The 17,676-nt window shown below is 62.2% G+C and carries 17 protein-coding genes and 1 pseudogene; 6 read left to right on the plus strand and 12 right to left on the minus strand.

The window, feature by feature from the left end; all coding sequences use genetic code 11:
• Nucleotides 1-125: 125 nt before the first annotated feature.
• Nucleotides 126-767 carry a dTMP kinase gene (locus REH34_RS00005; RefSeq protein ID WP_311970286.1) on the minus strand — a complete coding sequence of 214 codons (642 nt, stop codon included), beginning with the start codon at nt 765-767 and terminating at the stop codon, nt 126-128.
• Nucleotides 768-1,051: 284 nt separating this feature from the next.
• Here REH34_RS00005 and REH34_RS00010 point away from each other — a divergent pair, with 284 nt between their 5' ends.
• Entirely contained in the window at nt 1,052-1,387 is a 336-nt protein-coding gene (locus REH34_RS00010; RefSeq protein WP_311970287.1) for a hypothetical protein, read from the plus strand.
• A gap of 237 nt (nt 1,388-1,624) precedes the next feature.
• Here the strand turns inward: REH34_RS00010 and REH34_RS00015 are convergent, their stop codons facing one another.
• Nucleotides 1,625-2,860, minus strand: coding sequence for a type II toxin-antitoxin system HipA family toxin (locus REH34_RS00015; protein WP_226502729.1), 1,236 nt, complete (start codon nt 2,858-2,860; stop codon nt 1,625-1,627).
• The gene (locus tag REH34_RS00020; RefSeq protein ID WP_311970288.1) at nt 2,853-3,098 is read right to left on the minus strand and encodes a helix-turn-helix transcriptional regulator; all 246 of its coding nucleotides are present in this window, start codon (nt 3,096-3,098) and stop codon (nt 2,853-2,855) included. The genes REH34_RS00015 and REH34_RS00020 overlap by 8 nt, the downstream gene beginning before the upstream one ends.
• Before the next feature lie 200 nt (nt 3,099-3,298).
• Between REH34_RS00020 and REH34_RS00025 the strand changes: the two genes are divergently transcribed.
• Complete coding sequence (locus tag REH34_RS00025; protein WP_226502731.1) at nt 3,299-3,556, plus strand: hypothetical protein; 258 nt, start codon at nt 3,299-3,301, stop codon at nt 3,554-3,556.
• 66 nt (nt 3,557-3,622) lie between these two features.
• On the opposite strand, the gene arnT is transcribed toward REH34_RS00025, so the two are convergent.
• A complete protein-coding gene (gene arnT / locus REH34_RS00030) occupies nt 3,623-5,269 on the minus strand; it encodes a lipid IV(A) 4-amino-4-deoxy-L-arabinosyltransferase (RefSeq protein WP_311970289.1) in 1,647 nt (548 codons plus the stop codon).
• Nucleotides 5,270-5,796: 527 nt separating this feature from the next.
• Here arnT and REH34_RS00035 point away from each other — a divergent pair.
• Both REH34_RS00035 and REH34_RS00040 read left to right on the plus strand, forming a co-directional pair.
• Nucleotides 5,797-6,471, plus strand: a complete 675-nt coding sequence (locus tag REH34_RS00035; protein WP_311970290.1) for an HAD family hydrolase — start codon at nt 5,797-5,799, stop codon at nt 6,469-6,471.
• A gap of 90 nt (nt 6,472-6,561) precedes the next feature.
• A complete protein-coding gene (locus REH34_RS00040) occupies nt 6,562-7,023 on the plus strand; it encodes a YbaK/EbsC family protein (protein ID WP_311970291.1) in 462 nt (153 codons plus the stop codon).
• A 7-nt stretch (nt 7,024-7,030) separates the two neighbouring features.
• Here the strand turns inward: REH34_RS00040 and REH34_RS00045 are convergent.
• Nucleotides 7,031-7,357 (minus strand): annotated as a pseudogene (locus tag REH34_RS00045) (hypothetical protein); the annotation flags it as partial.
• A gap of 275 nt (nt 7,358-7,632) precedes the next feature.
• Between REH34_RS00045 and REH34_RS00050 the strand changes: the two are divergent.
• A complete protein-coding gene (locus tag REH34_RS00050; RefSeq protein WP_226502735.1) occupies nt 7,633-8,541 on the plus strand; it encodes a LysR family transcriptional regulator in 909 nt (302 codons plus the stop codon).
• A gap of 22 nt (nt 8,542-8,563) precedes the next feature.
• Here REH34_RS00050 and REH34_RS00055 read toward each other — a convergent pair whose 3' ends face one another.
• The 4 genes from REH34_RS00055 to REH34_RS00070 all read right to left on the minus strand — a co-directional run bounded on the left by REH34_RS00055 (nt 8,564) and on the right by REH34_RS00070 (nt 13,879).
• On the minus strand, nt 8,564-9,502 hold the full coding sequence (locus REH34_RS00055) for a cupin (RefSeq protein ID WP_311970292.1): 939 nt from the start codon (nt 9,500-9,502) through the stop codon (nt 8,564-8,566).
• Nucleotides 9,503-9,703: 201 nt separating this feature from the next.
• Complete coding sequence (poxB, locus tag REH34_RS00060) at nt 9,704-11,422, minus strand: ubiquinone-dependent pyruvate dehydrogenase (RefSeq protein ID WP_311970293.1); 1,719 nt, start codon at nt 11,420-11,422, stop codon at nt 9,704-9,706.
• 103 nt (nt 11,423-11,525) lie between these two features.
• Nucleotides 11,526-12,965, minus strand: a complete 1,440-nt coding sequence (locus tag REH34_RS00065; RefSeq protein ID WP_311970294.1) for an alginate export family protein — start codon at nt 12,963-12,965, stop codon at nt 11,526-11,528.
• A gap of 14 nt (nt 12,966-12,979) precedes the next feature.
• Nucleotides 12,980-13,879: a glyoxalase gene (locus REH34_RS00070; protein WP_226502739.1), complete on the minus strand. Its 900-nt coding sequence runs from the start codon at nt 13,877-13,879 to the stop codon at nt 12,980-12,982.
• A gap of 238 nt (nt 13,880-14,117) precedes the next feature.
• Between REH34_RS00070 and REH34_RS00075 the strand changes: the two genes are divergently transcribed.
• Complete coding sequence (locus REH34_RS00075) at nt 14,118-14,654, plus strand: DUF4142 domain-containing protein (RefSeq protein WP_311970295.1); 537 nt, start codon at nt 14,118-14,120, stop codon at nt 14,652-14,654.
• Nucleotides 14,655-14,686: 32 nt separating this feature from the next.
• Here REH34_RS00075 and REH34_RS00080 read toward each other — a convergent pair whose 3' ends face one another.
• From REH34_RS00080 to REH34_RS00090, 3 genes are read right to left on the minus strand one after another with little or no spacing between them, the layout of a single operon-like run.
• Nucleotides 14,687-15,121 (minus strand): RidA family protein, encoded by a 435-nt coding sequence (locus REH34_RS00080; protein WP_226502741.1) that lies wholly within the window; start codon nt 15,119-15,121, stop codon nt 14,687-14,689.
• A 27-nt stretch (nt 15,122-15,148) separates the two neighbouring features.
• Nucleotides 15,149-16,726 carry an FAD-dependent oxidoreductase gene (locus REH34_RS00085; RefSeq protein ID WP_311972193.1) on the minus strand — a complete coding sequence of 526 codons (1,578 nt, stop codon included), beginning with the start codon at nt 16,724-16,726 and terminating at the stop codon, nt 15,149-15,151.
• 20 nt (nt 16,727-16,746) lie between these two features.
• A complete protein-coding gene (locus REH34_RS00090; RefSeq protein ID WP_409373212.1) occupies nt 16,747-17,676 on the minus strand; it encodes a transporter substrate-binding domain-containing protein in 930 nt (309 codons plus the stop codon).

A 17,676-nucleotide genomic window follows, 5' to 3' on the forward strand; every position in this document is an offset into this window, starting at 1 on the left:
GAGCGTCCTTGCATGGCACTGCGACATCATGGGTGAGATGTTAAATAGCCATTAGTTTGGCGTCAATGCTTTGGTGTGATTTTTTTGCGAACGGCCACGATGATCTGCAAACCGCTGCCGTCGGTCTATACGGGTTTCTCAACCGCGCAGCGGACCTCGTCCTGTACCTTGTAAATCTCGCAAACCACCTGCTCCGTCGCCGCCTCGATCGTTCCTTCATTGCGGCATGACACCCAGCCATTATCCGCAACCGCTCGCTCGAACGCCTGGGTACAAGCGGTTTGCTCATCCAGCCGCTGGATAACGGTACTGCCAAGCCCACGCGAGCGTGCCGCTGCCCTCGCCCACGAAATATCAGGAGCGGTAACGACCCCGACATGCAGGTCGGGCACCTGCACGTTGCGTTCGATGTTCAACCGCAGGATCTCTGCAAACGGGACTAACCGGCGAAACGCAGCATCAGACGGATACCAGCGATCGATCAGGATAATGCTGTCCGCTGGCTGTTGTGGCAGCACGTGCCGGGAGATCCAGGCACGGCTATCGGCAAAACGCTCGCACACCGCCCATTCCAGCTGCCGTGTGGGATGCCTGACGAACTGGTTCACCAAGGCCATCGTTTCGCCCCGGTAGGGATCGCTTTTTTTCTCGCACAACCGGATGACCTTTCTGTTGGCCGCTCTCAGGCGTTTCGTGACGGCTTCGAGCAGCGTGGTTTTACCGGTCCCTTTGGGCCCATCCAGAGCAATAAACAGCGCGCGATTCATTGTTCAAACAACCTGTTTCACATCGTTAAGGGCTATATCGCCAAGACCGTTGAAGCGTCCGCGTCGCACGTCAACGGTGCGGCATGTAGTAGGTCTCTGTGGCGTGAGCGATCAATCCCGGATGCAGGACTGGCTGTTGCCAGACCGGACACTCTAGCGGTCAATGACCCCGCATGCCAGGTTAGGCTTTACGCAGCGGCCAGCGCTTTCAATCGTTTGATTCGGCAGGTAGAGTGTCGCGCCCCGGGAATTGGATCCCGGCATTTTCGCTATGGAGTTGTAAATTGAAGTACCTCAGCAAAGTTGTAGCCGCAGGCATTTTCGGTCTGGCTCTGGCCGGGTGCACCGGCACTCCGATGACCTCCACGCACTATGACAGCAGCCAGTACACCGTGCTGGGTCACAGCCAGGCCAGCGCCACCGGCCTGATGTTGTTAGGCGTGATCCCGATCCGCCAGAACACCCGCTTTGTGCGCGCACAGAATGCTGCGATCGCGGCCAAAGGCGGCGATGCGCTGATCAATACGCAAGTACAGGAAAAATGGTTCTGGGCCTGGGTCCTGAACGGTTACACCACCACGGTATCGGGTGATGTGATCAAGCTCAACAAAGGTCGCTAAGTCGCAGCGCGGTCGGCAGCGCAACAGCACTGCACGGCCGCCGTCCCTCGGGCCACGTCCGTCGATGGGTCCACTCGGCATCGGGCCCCGAAGGTCGGTCTGCTGGTGCTACCGGCTACCCGTCACCTCGCGTTCTTGCAGGACCCTGCGTTGTTCAGCGCCACGGTGCTGCATTTTCTGGGTGATCAGTGATCGCATCGGTCTCGTTTTCAATGGGCCGCTGGGTGGTGATGCACGTCACTCAACTGCAATACTGCGGTTCAACCCCGCAGCCCATGCCGCCGCCATCCTTTGCCCCACGGCGTCGAACTCGGGATGGTCGCGCCGATAACCCTCCATCTCGGCCATCGCGCGGCTCATGCCTGACTGGATTCTGCGCAGCAATTCACCGCAGCGTGCCTCTGTCAAACCGCATGCACTGCGTGCGAACTGCACCAGCATCTTGCGCTTGGGCCAAGCCTTCGATCCGCCCAGCAACAGCCCCATGATATCGTTGCTCTTGTACACCGTGGTGGTCACCAGGTCGTAGACCGGGGCGAGCCAGACGTCGGCATCCTCGCTGCAGTTCTCATATAACAGGCCGAAGTTCTTCAGGTGCCCATCGCCGTTCTGGATGCCTGCACTCAACGCCACCATCATGAAAAAGTCTTCCAGCGCCTTGGTCACGCGTGCGGGGCTAACGAAGGACTTGATCAGTTTTGCGCAGCCCTGGTAGCTGCCGTCGTATTTCTTCGCCGTGCCCCACCCTGACAGCACGCACAGGTCTTCGAAGCCAAGATAGTCGCTATGACCGATATCGAAGCGCTTGACCACCAGAAACTTGCCTTGCTGACTCAACCGAAACTCAGGCACTTGCAGCCCGCTGTGCAGTGCCGCCCGCATGCAAAAGAATTCGTTGGCTGCCAGTTGTGGGAAGTCCAGGTCGTTGAAGGTCTTCAACAGGTGCGTGGCGCCCCGGTGGGTCAGCCGCTCGATGTCGGGTCCGGCAGAGTCGATATCGCGTACCAGCACCTTGGGCTGTACACCCGACACCCCGGAATATGCCGCGTAGGTTTGCATCAGGTCGTCGAAAAGATCTTTGGCACCGTCATAGACCAGCAGCTCGGAAAGCTTGATGCCGGGCAGCGGCTCATCCCTGAGGTCGTGGGCGATGCTGAGGCGGCCCAGTTGGTGCGGACCCACGATGCCCAGTAACGCGAAGTCGTCAAAGCCGCGCACCGTCTTGCTGAAACGCCGCACGAGTTCGTTCTTGAGGTGCCCTTCGGGAATGTGCATTTCGAACAGCGGATGAATACCGTACTCCCATTTGTAGCTCTCCAGGCGTACCGGCATCGTCAGTGACACGGCGTTTTCTTCGGCAACTGCAGAATGATATGAGAAAACCGAATCGTGGTGGTTTTCCCCGCTGCGCCCCAGCGTGCCGGCAGCCACGCCGGCAGCACCAATATAGAGCCGGTCGGTTTGCCTATTCATGGACGTTTCCGGATTTCAGCTCATCGAGTGTCTTGCGTCGCCGCGTGGGCGTAGCAGTCAGTTCGTAGCCCAGGCCCGCGAGGATCGCCTCCACCTTGCGAATTCCCACCTCCGGTATGGTGTCGTTCTCTATACCGGAAATGGTCGCGCGGCTCATGCCATGCCGATGCGCCAGGTCGCTCTGTGAAAGGCCGGCCTGTTTACGCAGATTTTTGATAAGAACACCTAGGTCGCCCATGACAGAATGAATCCTATACAGTGCATAATCCAATATAAATGCATATTTGCACTATATTCGATGCATTTATAGGTGTCACTAGCCGTCTGTCAAACCGATCATCCGCATCAATATCCACTATGTCCCCGAGTGGTTTTTGCTAGTCAGCCAACGCCCGTAAAGTGAGCCCCATGCACTTACCCACTCTCTGGAGCTCAATCATGAAAACGATACTCGCCCTTGGCCTGACCCTTACCGCACTCGCGACCACCCATGCCTTCGCCACACCACAGAACGTCACTAGCCACGCACAGATCGCCGTGGTCCAGGACGGTACCCAAACGGTACGCGATCTCAAACAACGAGTGGCGGACGACGGTAGCGAACGCGTTATCGCTCAGCAACATGCCAACAGCCAGACGCCGATCTATGTGGCCGAAACACGTGCGGAGTTCGGTTCGCGCTACCAGCGTTATTGATCTGTCGGTGGCATCAGCGCCCGGCCCACGAGGCCGGGCTTTTTCGTGTCTTTGCTGGCTGAATGCTCAGGGCTGCTGGTCGTAGATGACGATCACCACCGAACCCTTCTGATAGCGTCTGCCATCGGTGGGCAGCAGATCCAGCTCCTTCTGCTCGTCGACGCCCTTGATACGCATCGCTACCCCTACGCTCCCTGCCCGGCGGGCGTTGATCAACCACTGTTCGACACCCTCAACGGTTACCGCCCGCCCTTGCGCGTCGGGATAACGCAGGCCGTACTTGGTCTCGCCGCCGGTGTTGTACAGCGTGATGCCGGGATTACGTGTGTGCCATGCCAGTGCCGAGGCGGTGCCCAGTTCGTTGCTCAGCAGGCTATGGACCCCTTGAAGCTCGGACATGTGCTGCGCGATGAAGACATCAGGCGTCTTGTTGACCACCACGCTGACGGGCAATGCGGCAGGCACTAACGCCAACACCGCGCCCATCGCCAGCGCCGGTGCGCCCCAGCAGCGCAGGGGCCGCCACACCGCCAGCCCATTCAACAAGACCCAGGCGACAATAGCGATCACCAGCAACGCCAGGTGGCCTGGCTCATCGATGTAGATCGGCTTGGTGAATTGCAAGAAGGTGATCACTGCCAGGCCGATAGCGCCCAGCGCTACGTTAAGCACGGCATTGGCGCGCAGCCCTGGCGTCCGGCCCTCACGGATTGCACCTGCCAATCGATGGCCTAGCAACAAACCCAACGGCAGCATGCACGGCATGATGTAGGCCGGCAGCTTGCCCTTGGCGATACTGAAGAACACCAGCGGCAGCAGGAACCACATCCACAAGAATAACGTTGCCCGGTCGCCGCGGGCCTTGAAGCCCTCTCTGAAGACACCTGGCAGCAGCGCGATCCACGGCAGGCTGCTGACCAACAGCAAAGGCAGGTAGTACCACCAGCCCTCGGCGTGTTGGGCATCGTCACCGGCAAAGCGGCGGATATGCTCGTCCCAGAAGAAGTACCGCCAGAAGTCCGCTTCCTGCGCGTGGACAGTCAAGGCCCAGGGCAATGCAATCAAAACCGCGACCACCACCGCAACGCAACCAAAACGCACCAGCTCCAGAAAGCGCCGCTGCCAGATCATGTACGGCAACGCGACCAGCACCGGCAACAACAAGGCCAGAAATCCCTTGGTCATGAACCCCATGGCGCAGGCGACGCCCAGCACGCACCAGGCGGCAAGCCGCGCCCTAGAGCTGCGGCTGACGAAGGCGAACCACAGCGCTACCCCGGCGAGGTTCATCCACAATGTGAACTGCGGATCGAGATTGGCGTAACCGGAGCCTGCCGCTATCAGCGCCAGGCTCATGAACACCACTGCACAGGTAAAACTGGTGCGCCAATCGTTCCACAAGCGGCCTGCCACCGCGTAGGCGAGCCATACGCTGAGCCCCATGCTCAGTGCGGAGGCGATACGCACCCCGAACAGGTTCTGGCCAAAGATGGCTTGGCCGACGGCAATCATCCAATAACCAGCTGCAGGTTTCTCGAAATACCGCAACCCCATGAAGTGGGGCGTCGCCCAGTGCCCACTCAAGAGCATTTCCTGACTGATTTGCGCATAGCGGGTTTCATCAGGTATCCACAGGCCATGGAATGCCAATGGGGTCAGATAGAACGCTGCGAACGCGAGGAGCAGGAGTGGCACTACCCAGCGTTGTTTCATGCTTGGCATCGTGCGGCCCTGCGTTGCGAATGGACAGGATCGAGGGTCGTGAAACGGTCAACAAACATGGCAATCCCTGGCTTTTATGGGGGGTGGATGGAGGCAACGGTGCCTGCGGGCAACAGACTAATCTGGCCAAAGTTAACTGCAACTAAACAGTTGAAAAATAAACGTTTACTTACATATTCGCTCAAGCAGCCCTGCTGCCGCCTAGGGAGTCGATGGCGCGCAGCCGGCCATGCCGAGCCCGTGATCAGGACTCGGAGGAGTCGTCCACGGCGGCTGGAAGATAGAAACAACGGGATGGGGCCTCGGTGAAAGCCATGTCAAATATGTGTATGAGCGATGCGCCGGCGCCAACCTTTCAGTTGGATATCCAACATGGCTAACGCAGGCCTGATAGCGTCCAGGTGTGCGCCCTCCATCAGGCATGCGGGCAAGTGCTTTACCTTCCAGCTTACCGCCGGAACCAACCCTCCCACCCCTCTCTCTAGATCAATACCTGCTCCCGAAAATGGATTGCTCTTATGCGTGAAAAAACGTCCTTCATCTTTGATCTCGACGGCACCCTGACTGACAGCGTCTACCAAAACGTCGCCGCCTGGAAAGAAGCCCTCGATGCCGAGAACATCCCGCTGGCCATGTGGCGCATCCACCGCAAGATCGGCATGAGCGGTGGCCTGATGCTCAAGAATCTCTCCCGCGAGACGGGGCTGACGCTGACCGACGATCAGGCGCAGCGGCTCAGTAAACGGCACAGTGAAGCCTATGAACGCCTGCAGAGTCAGATCATCGCCCTTCCCGGCGCGACGGATCTGCTGCGCACGCTCACTCAGGAAAACCTCAAGTGGTGCATCGCCACCAGCGGCGAGATGGCGACCGCCGAGATCAACCTCAAGGCGCTCGGCTTGAAAAGCCAGGACATCACCTTGGTCACCCGTGATGACGTCAAGCAAGGCAAGCCCGATCCCAGCCTGTTCATGGCCGGTGCCGACAAGATGGGCGTAGGCATCGAGGAATGCCTGGTGGTGGGCGATGCGATCTGGGACATGCTCGCGGCGCGTCGCGCCAAGGCCACGGGGATCGGCCTGCTGTCGGGGGGCTACGATGTCAGCGAGCTTGAGCGCGCCGGTGCGTTGCGGGTATACGACGATCCGTTGGACCTGTTGAACCACCTGGATGAGGTGGCTTCTTTCGCCTGAAGCCGCCCGCATCAGGATCCAACTGCACCCGCAGGCAAATCGCCATGCTATGGTATCCAGCGTTTTTGGCTACCTACACATGGAGATGCAATGAGCCTGGCAACCGTCAAATCCTTCCTCGCGGCAAATGCCCCGGACCTTCGCGTGATCGAACTGCCGGAAAGCACCGCGACAGTGGCCCTGGCCGCCGCCGCGCACGACGTCGAGCCGGGGCAGATCGCCAAGTCGCTGTCGTTGCGGGTCAACGATCAGATCATCCTCATCGTCACCCGTGGCGACGCGCGCCTGGACAACAAAAAGTACAAGGCGCACTTCGGCGTCAAGGCCAAGATGCTCGACACCAGCGAGGTCCTCGCGCACACCAGCCACCCGGTCGGCGGCGTCTGCCCGTTCGGCTTGCCCGAAACCGTTGCGGTGTACTGTGACGTATCCCTGCAGGCTTTTGACGAGGTGCTTCCCGCTGGAGGCGCTGTCAATGCTGCGGTACGTGTGCCCCCGCAACGTATGGCCGAGTTGGTGAATGCCCAGTGGATTGACGTGGCGCAGGCTTGACCGGCTCCTTGCGGGCAACTCGATAGTGGATGCAGCCGTCATAGAAGGTGTCGTGCACCACCACCGGTTTGGCCCGCGAGGTGCTGTCGAACGTCTGCTCGGTGATGCCCAGGGCCATGCTGCGCATCCAGCTCTTGCTGAAGGAAAGGGTCTGGATTTTCTGCGCCGCGGCATAACGCGACACCCCGGACAGTTTCAGCTCCTGAGCCTTGGCTGCCGTGCCCGCGCCCCAACTGCACATGAAGCGATCATCAGGGCGAATATCCCGTGCCTGCGCACACAGGCTGGCGCCCGTCAGTGCAAAACCCGCTAATGTGATCATGACACTTCGCATTTGATCCCTGCCTCAACCTCCTGAAAGTACGGGGATTTTGTGCCTATGCGAACGGCTTGGGGGCCAGCATTTTGCCTGCTTTTGCTCGGGCCGATCAGTGGCTTGGCTACACGGCCTCGCCACACCCCCCCCCGCCACACCTATCGCCCCTGCGCCAAAGCCGCGCGACGCACCGACAGCGCGATGCGCTTGAAAAAATTCAGCGCCACCCCGAGCCATGCGATAGTGGCACTCCCGCCTCCGAGCGAGGCGCCGCCTGGTGCAAGGAAACCGGCATGGATTACTTCGCGGTACTCACGGCCTTCGTCGAAGCGGCCCGATTGAACAATTTTTCGCGTGCGGCCGACCGGCTGGGGATGAAAGCCTCTACCGTCTCGCGCTACGTCAAGGACCTCGAAGCGGATCTGGGCATTGCACTGTTCAACCGCTCTACCCGCGCGCTGAAATTGACCGAGGGCGGCGAGACATTTCTGCTTCATGCGGCCAAGGTGCTGGAAGCGCTCGATGAAGCCCGATTTGCTGCTGCCTCGCTCAACCACCAGCCTCGTGGCGTGCTGCAGCTCAACGCGCCGCCGGCCTTTACCCGCCACCATATCGTGCCGGCGCTGGAGGATTTCCGCGCCCAGTGCCCCGAGGTGCAACTGCAGATCAGCTGCCAGGAACATCAGGTCAACCTGATCGATGCCGGCGTCGACCTGGCCGTCAGGATCGGCAGCCTGGCGGACTCGACCCTCAAGGCGCGCAAGATTGCCGACGTGCAGTGGGTGTTATGTGCCTCTCCCGAATACCTCCTGGGCGCGGGCAGCGTCGATCACCCCGAACAGCTGCGCAGCCACCGATTCATCGCCGGCAAGGCTGAATCCTTGTCACTGCTCTGGACGGGGCCGCAGGTATCCCTCACCGAGCACTACGCACCGGGTGTGGTAATCAACGATATCGAAGCGAGGCTCGTTGCCGCCAGTATCGGCGCAGGCGTCGCACTGTTACCGACCTGGCTGGCGGGCCCGGCGTTACGCGCTGGCGCCCTCGTCCGCGTGCTCGCCGATTGGCAGTGCGCGCCGCCGAGTGAGCCGGCCGCGCTGTGGTTCATCTACCCGCCCAAGCGGATCGTGTCGTCGAAGGTACGCAGTTTCATCGACTTCATGGTGGCGCGCATCGGCTCGCCACCGTACTGGACACTTTGACGCCTCAGGTATAGCAGTCGCTTCAAGTAAACCGAATGTCCAGCGAGCGCAGATAAGTCTGCAGCCCGGCATCCTGGATCGGGATGAGGAAGGCTTCTTCCGTCGACTCGTTGAAGTGTGCGTGCCAGTAGCCCGGTGGCGTCACGAAGGCCAGGCCCGGCTCCCAGTCGATCCGAGTCGGATTCTGGATCTTGCCGTGTTCATCGACCTGGGCGCCGACCAAGGTGTAACAGCCGACCGGGCAATCGATGATGAAGTCCAATGCAATCGACTGGTGCCGATGGGCCTTCTGCACGGCGCCTGCGGGAACGATCCCGTACATTGCCCATAGCACATGGGTCACGGTGCGGGTCTGGGGGAAGTTGCGGTTGCCCAGCAGAATGCTGACGCGGCTGCGGTCACTGGCGCGCGGGTCCTCGGCCGCCTCGCGCAGCTTGGCATTGGCTACTGCGGCGGGATACAGCGTCGGCTGAAAGCGGTCCTGGGTCCGTTCGACGCCCAGATAGCGCAACAGCGGCTCGTCATGCACATAGTAGAACCGCGCATCGGCGGTGGCGCTCAGTTGCGTGGACAGCAGCCCTGGCAAGGCCATAAAGCAGCCTTTGCTCCACTCGAACGACGAGTCTCCGTAAGCTAGGGATCCGGCACCTTCAATGACGTAGAGCACCTGCGAGGTCGCGTTCGGCTGCAGTGCCAGGCGATCCCCAGCATTGAGGCGGATGAAATTGGCAGTCAGACCGGGGCCGGTGGCGGGCCCTTCGCAGCCCAGCTCCTGGCTCAGATCCAAAGGAATCACCCGGGACTCGCCCGTCGCGCACAGCGCTCCCGGAAAAGTCTTGTAGGGGATTCTGGAGATGATTTTCGCGGCGATGGGATTAGCCGCCTTGCTGTACTCGAAGTATTCGGCTTCGGCCTCATACTGCGGGCTGTCGATGGCAATGGCTTGCAGGGATGCGTTCACGGTCATGACCTCGGGGCTATTTTTGGTGTGCCTTTACTGTAGGTGACCTGCCCGATGCGATTAAGCCCCCCAATGGCACAAGAGTTATGCGCCATGGGGAGGGTTACGGCCGCCTGCCCGCTTATGGCGCCCTGTGCTGACTGCCCCTGGCGGGAGATTCCAGGAGTGTGGGCCAGCACAGGCAACGCCTTATGTCAGGCCCTAGCGAAACAGGTTGTTCTTCGCCAGGCTCACCAGCTCCTTGGCCCGACCATCCAGCACGGCGCGGAGCATGAACAGGCCGAAACCCTTGACGTTGGCCGCAGTGATCTCGGGCGGCATGATCAGCTCCTGACGCTCGCTGACCACGTCGACCAGCACCGGTCCCTCATGGGCGAACGCAGCGGCAAGCGCCGCTTTCAGGTCCTGCGGGCGCTCGACCCGAATACCCTTGATGCCCATACCCTCGGCCATGTGGGCGAAATTGGGGTTCTTCAGGTCGCAGCCCACATCGACAAAGCCACTGGCTTTCATTTCCATCTCGACGAAGCCCAGGGTGCCGTTGTTGAGCACGATCACCTTGACCGGCAGGTTGGCCTGACTGAGGGTCAGGAAGTCGCCCATCATCATGCTGAAGCCGCCGTCGCCGGACATCGATACCACCTGACGCCCCGGAAAACTGGCCTGGGCGCCAATGGCCTGGAGCATGGCGTTGGCCATCGAGCCATGGTTGAACGAGCCGATCAGGCGGCGCTTGCCGTTCATCTTCAGATACCGCGCGGCCCAGGCCGTGGGGGTACCGACGTCGCAGGTAAACACGGCGTCCTCGGCCGCCAGTTCGCTGACCAGGCGGCTGAGGTACTGGGGATGGATGATCGAACTGTCGGGGCCGCTTTCGGCCAGGGCGTCAAGGTCCTTGCGGGCGCTGGCATAGTCGGCCAGCGCCTTGTCGAGATGGCTGCTGTCGGTGTGCTCGTGCAGGCGCGGCAACAATTGCTCGAGGCTGTGCTTGATGTCACCGATCAGGCCCAAGGTCAGTGGGCAGCGGTTGCCCAAGGCCTCAGGCTGCAAGTCGATCTGGGCGATGCGGCCATGCTCCGGGAAGAACTGGCGATAGGGAAAGTTGCTGCCCAGAATCAGCAGCGTGTCGCACGCCTTCATGGCCTTGAAGCCCGAGGCGAAACCGATCAGGCCGGTCATGCCGACATCGAACGGGTTGTCGTACTCCAGATGTTCCTTGCCGCGTAACGCGTGCACGATCGGCGCCTTGAGGTGCTTGGCCAAGGCGACGACTTCAGCATGGGCGCCCGCGCAACCAGCGCCGCAGAACAAGGTGATGCGTTTACCGGTGTTGAGGAACTCGGCCAGTTCGTCCAGTTGCGCCGGCGCCGGCACTACCACGGGCGGTTTGGGCGCCAGCCACTGGCTAACGGTTGCGTCCAGGGGCGCCAGGGCGATATCGCCAGGGATCACCACCACCGCTACACCGCGGCGACTGATGGCCACGCGCATGGCGCGCTCGAGGATCTGCGGCAATTGCTCGGCATTGGACACCAGCTCGACGTAGTGGCTGCAGTCCTTGAACAGCGACTCGGGGTGGGTCGCCTGAAAGTAGTCGATACCGATCTCGGTGCTGGGAATATGTGCGGCGATGGCCAGGACCGGCACACCACTGCGGTGGCAATCGAACAGGCCATTGATCAAGTGCAGATTGCCCGGCCCGCAACTGCCGGCGCACACCGCCAGCTCCCCGGTGAGGTGGGCTTCGCCACCCGCTGCGAAGGCACCCGCCTCCTCGTTGCGCATGTGCACCCAGTCCAGCCCACCGAGGCGCCGCATGCTGTCGGTAAAGCCGTTGAGCGAGTCGCCAACCACCCCGTACACCCGTTTTACTCCGGCTTGCTTGAGCGTATTGACCATGAAATCGGCAGCGGTAGGCATTGCGGCATCCTTGAATGAATAAGTTCAGCACTCTGAGTGCCAGTCGACTGACGGTGTTCCGGGGAATTTATTAATAAAACTCCATCAATGGCGGTGGGCACCATCACCACATGAACTTGGTTTCCACCCCCAGGTAGTTGCTGTTATGGGCGCCGGCATCGCGCAGCGCCTCGCCGGCGTTGTAGTGCACCGCTTCGACGGCCCCGGAAAGGTTGCGGGTAAAGGCATAGTCGACCCGCAGTTGGTCGTAGTAGCCCGTCCACCGACCACCCTGCCCTGCAGTCCCGGCCACCGGCAAATTGGGCTGGGTGTAGACGGCATCTTCGGTGGTCTGGCGCCATAGCAGGCCCACACCGGCCATCACCGACAGGCCGGTGAGTGGCTTGACGGTGAGGGTCGGTTTGACGTGATAGAGGTTGCTGTAGCCGGTGTAGCCTGACAGCGAAAAGTAGTAGCCATTGGGGAACAGCGGATTGAAGGTGCCCAGGGTGCCATCGCCGCGGCGACGGTCACCGGAAGCGGCGTCCAGTTGCAGGCCGATGCGCGGGCTCCAGGCGGTGTCGGCCCAGGTATAACCGAGGCGGCTGCCGGCAGCCCAGGCACGAATGTCCTTGGCCCCGACGGCGCCGCGTTGCAGCATGCCTTCCACGTCCCAGTCGTAGCCCAGGGCACTGCCGCCCAGGCGCGTGTCGAAAATATTGCGGTGCTCGTCGCCCTGGGCGTCAACGTAGCTGGCGTCTTTTTCTTCATAGAGGCCGTAGTAGGCCGACAACTCGTTCTTGCCGCCCACCAGGCGCTCCACGCGAAGCATGTGAAAGGCCACGTCCGAGTTGGACTTGTCATCGAAATGGCGCAGGTCCTGATACTGTACCGGATGGCTGGCAATACCGATCAAGCGCCATTGCGCGGTTTCCCAGTCGGCCCACAAGGCATCGAACGACTGGCGCACGTTCGGCCCGTCGCGGCTGGAGATGAAGCGTTGCAGGTCGAAGGCGAAATCCTGCCGGCCGACCCGCGCCTTGAAGGTATTCTGCCCGAGCGACGTCACGTATTCGGCGAACGCCAGGCGCAGGTCCAAGTGGTTCTGGTCGGCGCCGCCGAGGCTGTCCTTGCCAAATGCCCGGGCATCCTCGAGCTGGGTAAACAACCGCCAGTGCTCATCGAAGTGCAGATCGGCATGAATCTGCAAACGCTGGATCAACCAACTGTCGCGCGCGCCGCGGGTGCCGATGGCCGGCGCGTCGTTGATTTCGTAACGCTCGCGCACGATGGCGCCCAGCGACAGATAGCGCTGGGCGTCGTCGCTGGAAAGCGCAATGTACTTGAGGTTGTCCAGCGGGGCGGTGCGCAGCGCAGGGTCCTGCAAGACCGACCAGTCCTCTTGCCAGCGATTGGTCTTCAGGGTCGGCCGCTCGACGGTGGCCGCCGAGTCGGCCGCGTAGCTGTGAGACAGGCCCAATGGCCCCAATGCAGCCAAGGCCCACGCCCAGGCGCGCACCTGCTGGCGGGACGTCGGGTTGCTGCGTGTCAGGCGCCGGTGCATAAGCGTTCTCCCGCTCAGGATTTCTTGGCAGCAAGCTGGTGGATCTCGGCCACATAACCGCCCGGGAACTCGACCATCGCCGCGCTGCGGTCTGCCTGTTGCGCAGCGCCGACCAGCACCTTGGCACCACTTGCCTGGGCCTTGGCCAGCGTGGCGGTCAGGTCGGCCACTTCATAACCGGTGGTGTCATGGCCGTAGGGAAATGGCAGGTGGCCGTCGGTGATCAGCACGGTCATCTTGCCGAACTCGGAAGCCAGCGCAACGCGACGGAACGTCTTGCCTGGCTGGCCGATCTGCTCACCGGCAGCGTGGCGGTCGTCGCTCACGACCTTGCCATGGGAAAAGCCCAGGAAGGCTTTGACAAACGCATCGCCGCGCTCAGGGGAGACATAGATACGGTTTTCCGGGATGTGCTCGAAGGCGGCGTAATTCGGCACCTTGGTGTGCCAGTACAGTTGCAGGTTGATACCGCCCGGCCATTGCACTACTGCATCACGACCGATCGGATCCGGGAAATCATGCACGATCACATCCGCGCCATTGGCCTTGGCCGCCGCGATGGCGACGTCCAGATCCTTGACCAGGTAGCCGTTGCGCTCGCTGCCGAAGGGGTACGGAACCGGCGTAGTGAAGCCGAACAACGACACGGTGCCGACTGGGGTCTGCAGCAGCTGCGAGGTGGTACTGCTCGGCACTGGCAGCACGTTGACCACCACCTGGGCGGTGCTCTTGCCACCAAACGTGGCCAGGAAACTTTTCACGAAGGCGTCGACATCCGCCGGGGCGACATAGACGTGGCTGGTGTCGTACTGCGGGGCGACGGCAACGGGCGCGGTAGCGGCCGACGCGCCAATGCTGCACAGGGAAGAGAACGCCAGCGCAACGGCCAGACGTTTGAGCGGTAGGTTGATCATGGTGGATGACCCAGCAAGTTCATGATGATCCCCAGCAACGGGGATGATGAAAGAGACAGGGCATACTGGCCGCAGAGGCGGCGTTGAGGATTGTATGATTGTGCTGTTAATGCACCGCGCCTTGCGGGCGCCTGTGCTTGCGGATGCCGCACAGTCCGGGCAGGGAATTAAATTTTCCTCAGCCGGCCCTGACCTGCGAGGTTTTGCCTACACTGCGCGATTCTTCAGAGGGAATTTCATGTCCGCACTTTTTATGACTCGGCTGGTTATTACCCGACTGGCTACTACCCGTCTGGCCCTGTCTTGCCTGCTCGGCCTGGGCACCTTGGGGGCTGCCTGCATCGCCAGCGCCGACACCTTCGTCGACCAGCTTGCCGTGGCCAACGCCGCAGAAATACAGGCGAGTCAGGTAGCGTTGAGCAAAGCCAGTTTCGACGACACGCGCAATCTGGCGCGGCGCCTGATCGACAACCATACGACCCTCGCCCAGCAACTGGCCGCGCTGACCGCACAGCTGAATATCAGCTTGCCGGACGACGCGACCGTGCAGGCCCAGGCCGCCAAGCTGCAGACCCTACCCGCCAAGGGCCAGAGCTTCGACACCAGCTATGCCACGGCGCAGGTCAAGGCCCACGAGGGCGCGGTCAAACTGTTCGAGGACGAAGCACAAAACGCTACCGTCCCCGAGCTCAAGGCGTTTGCCGAGGCCAACCTGCCGATGATGAAAAAACACCTGCAGATGGCCCAGCGGCTGCTCAAGACCCATCGCAAGTAACCGTCATCGGCCAGGTGCGTATCCGCTCGGCGTCAGCCCTGGCGCACCGCGATCCCGTCAATCTCGACCAACGCCCCAGGCAACGGCAGGCCCGCGACCTGGATGGCGGTGCGGGCGGGTTTGTTGGGTTGCTCGGCGGTGCCGAAAAACGGCGTGTAGCCGGCTTGCAGGCCGGCGAAGTCCAGGCGGCCGTCCAGCTCGGGCACGCCCACCAGAAACACCCGCAACTGGACGATATCGCCCAGATCAAGGCCTTGGGCTTGCAGCACCTGCTGGAGCTTGCGAATCACCGACTCCGTCTGCGTGCGTGTGTCGCCGTAGGCGGCGGCCGTGCCTTGAGGGGCCTGTGGGTCGGCGACGTCGGGCAAGGCGCCGCTGAGGAATACCAGCTGCGCACTGGCCGGCACGCTGACGGTCTGGGAAATAGGCGCGGTGCTGGCTCCGGTGCGCACGAGGGTCTGGGTCATGTTCGGTCTCTCTCTATTGGAAAATATTCAGGATGCCAACGCCGTCTGGCGCTGACGAATGACGTGCTCGGCCAGTTGCCCGACCACGCGTCGCGCAGAGTTGGCAGCTGATTCCTGCCAGATCCCGACGCCGCTCTGGCCGTGGCCATCGGTGGCCAGGTAAACCCGGCCTTGGGGTTGCTCCAGCAAGGCATGGGCGTGGGCCGGGAATTGCTCGCGCAACAACCACGGCCCTTCGCTGAAAGGCACCTGCTCCCAGGACACCGCCAACGGATGCTGCAGGCTGGCGGCGTGGCCTGGATGCAGCAGTTCTACCGCCTCGGCCGAGGTCGCATATTGTTCGCTCAACGGCCGCCGGCCGAAGGTATCGGCGCCGTCGCCGGTCACATAGCCCGCCACCAGCAGCCCTTCGGGGCTGTTCAGCTCGTTGCTGGGGTACCACAGAATGCGCGCCGGGTGCTCGACCCAGGACAACCCGCCATAGATGCGATAGTCCTGCTCCCAGAAGCGTGGCGCCTGCCAGGCCACCTTGGTCGCCGCGCCATTGCGGGTGCTGTGCAACGCGGCCTTGAAGGGCTCGCTGAAGTCCGTGTCCAGGCGCGCCAGCAAGGGCAGAGGAATGGTCGAAATCAAATAGTCGGCCTGCTCCTGATGCGCTTCACCGCTGGCGCTGTCGGTATACGTCACCGTGACGCCCTCGGTACTTTGGCGCACTTGACGCACCACTGCGCCGAATTGCAGTTGATCGCGCAGCCGCTGCTCGAACGCTGTCGCGATACGGTCCATGCCGCCCACCGGCTGCAACATGGTCGCGGAAAACTCCGGGTACTCGGTGTGCAACAGGGCGCCCCACAGCTCCGGATGCAGCAGCCGATCCAACGCCAATGGGGCCGTGAAGCCGGGCAATGAACCGGGGGCCGGCGCCGCGACACCGTGGCCCGCACGCAAGCTGCCCTCGTACACCAGCTCTTCGGACAAATCACCGTAGCCCTGGAGAAAATTCAGCAGGCGCACGCGCTCCTCGGCCGACAGCTCCTCGTCCAGTGCATCGCGCTTGATGGCACTGGCCAGCAGGCCGGCCAGGTGCCCGCGGGTGTCGTTCAGCGCGCGGCGCACGCTGAACGCCGGGTGGTCCAGTTCGGGGCGCAGCTGCGCGCTGTGGCTGGTATTGACCAGTACTTCGAGGGGCACGCCCAGCTCGCTGCAGTAGTCGAGGATGGTCCGGTGCTGGCCTGGCAAACGCGCCGGCCCGGCATTGAAATACAGGCCCGGGGCAAACTGGGCGGTCTGGCTGCGGCCGTCCAGATAGTCGACCCGGTCGCCGTTGCGCAGCGTCCAGTTACGTCCACCCACACGCTGGCGGGCTTCGAGGATGCGCACTTCGAAGCCCGCACGTTTGAGCTCGAACGCCGCGACCAGCCCGGCGATCCCGGCGCCGAGGATCAGCACGCGGGCGCCCTGCCCGGCCTGCTGGAGATGATCGAGCTTGAGGTGCTGCAAATGGGTCGACGGCCCCAGGCCCAAGGCCGCGAGTGCGGCTTTGGCGGCGTGTTCGCCGCCCACCGCGTTGACGCTGGCGAGGGCTTCGCGGCGGGTCAGGTTGATAGTCATGATCGAGCTCCTCCTCAGTCCGGCAAACCCGGCGGGTTGATCTGCGAATGATCGATGCGCTCGGCATCCAGGCCCCAGCGCTCCAGCACGGCGGCGTACTGGCCACCGGCGATTGCGCCTTCCAGGGCAGTATGGATCGGCGTGACCAGGCCGTTGCCTTTGCGCAGGGTCACCGCGATGTCGGCTTGCAGCGGCCAGCCACCGTTCAACTGCCCGACCCGTTTGATGCCGCCACGGGTGGCGGCGATATAAGCCAGCAGCGAGTTGGGCGCAAAGAACACATCCGCGCGCCCGGACTGCAGGGCCAGGGTCGCGGCCGCCTGATCGTCGTAGTACACCAGGGTGGCGGGCTCGACCCCGGCTTTTTCGTTGGCCTCGTTCCAGGCCAGCAGGACTTTTTCCTGGTTGGTGCCGGAGCCCACGATCACCTTCAGCCCGGCAATGTCCTTGGCCTCTTTGATGGACGTCACAGGGTTGTTGTCCTTGACGTAGAAGCCCAGCACGTCCTGGCGATAGGTGGCGAAATCAAAGCGTTTTTTGCGTGATTCGGTCACCGTGACGTTACTCAGCACGGCGTCGTACTTGCCCGAACTGACGCCCAGCGGCCAGTCTTCCCAGCTGGTCTGCACCACCTTGAGCTGCAGGCCCAGGCTGTCGGCGATCAGCCGAGCGGTGTCGGCCTCGCTGCCGATGGTGGTCTTGTCGTCGCTGGCCAACAGCGCCAAGGGCGGCCCCGAGGCACCGGCGATGGCCACGGTGAACGTGCCGGGTTCGACGAACTTGAAGCCCTGGGGGATCTGGGCGATGGCCGCCGGATTGCGCGGCGCATCGATAGGCGCCCGCTGCGGGCTGAGGTCGAATACCGGCGGCTGCTCGGCGGCCAGAGTCGGCAGGGCGATCACGGCACCGATAGCCATGGCCAGCAAGGCAATGGGACGTTTCAT

The organism is Pseudomonas baltica (assembly GCF_031880315.1).
In the GTDB taxonomy this organism is placed as follows: domain Bacteria; phylum Pseudomonadota; class Gammaproteobacteria; order Pseudomonadales; family Pseudomonadaceae; genus Aquipseudomonas.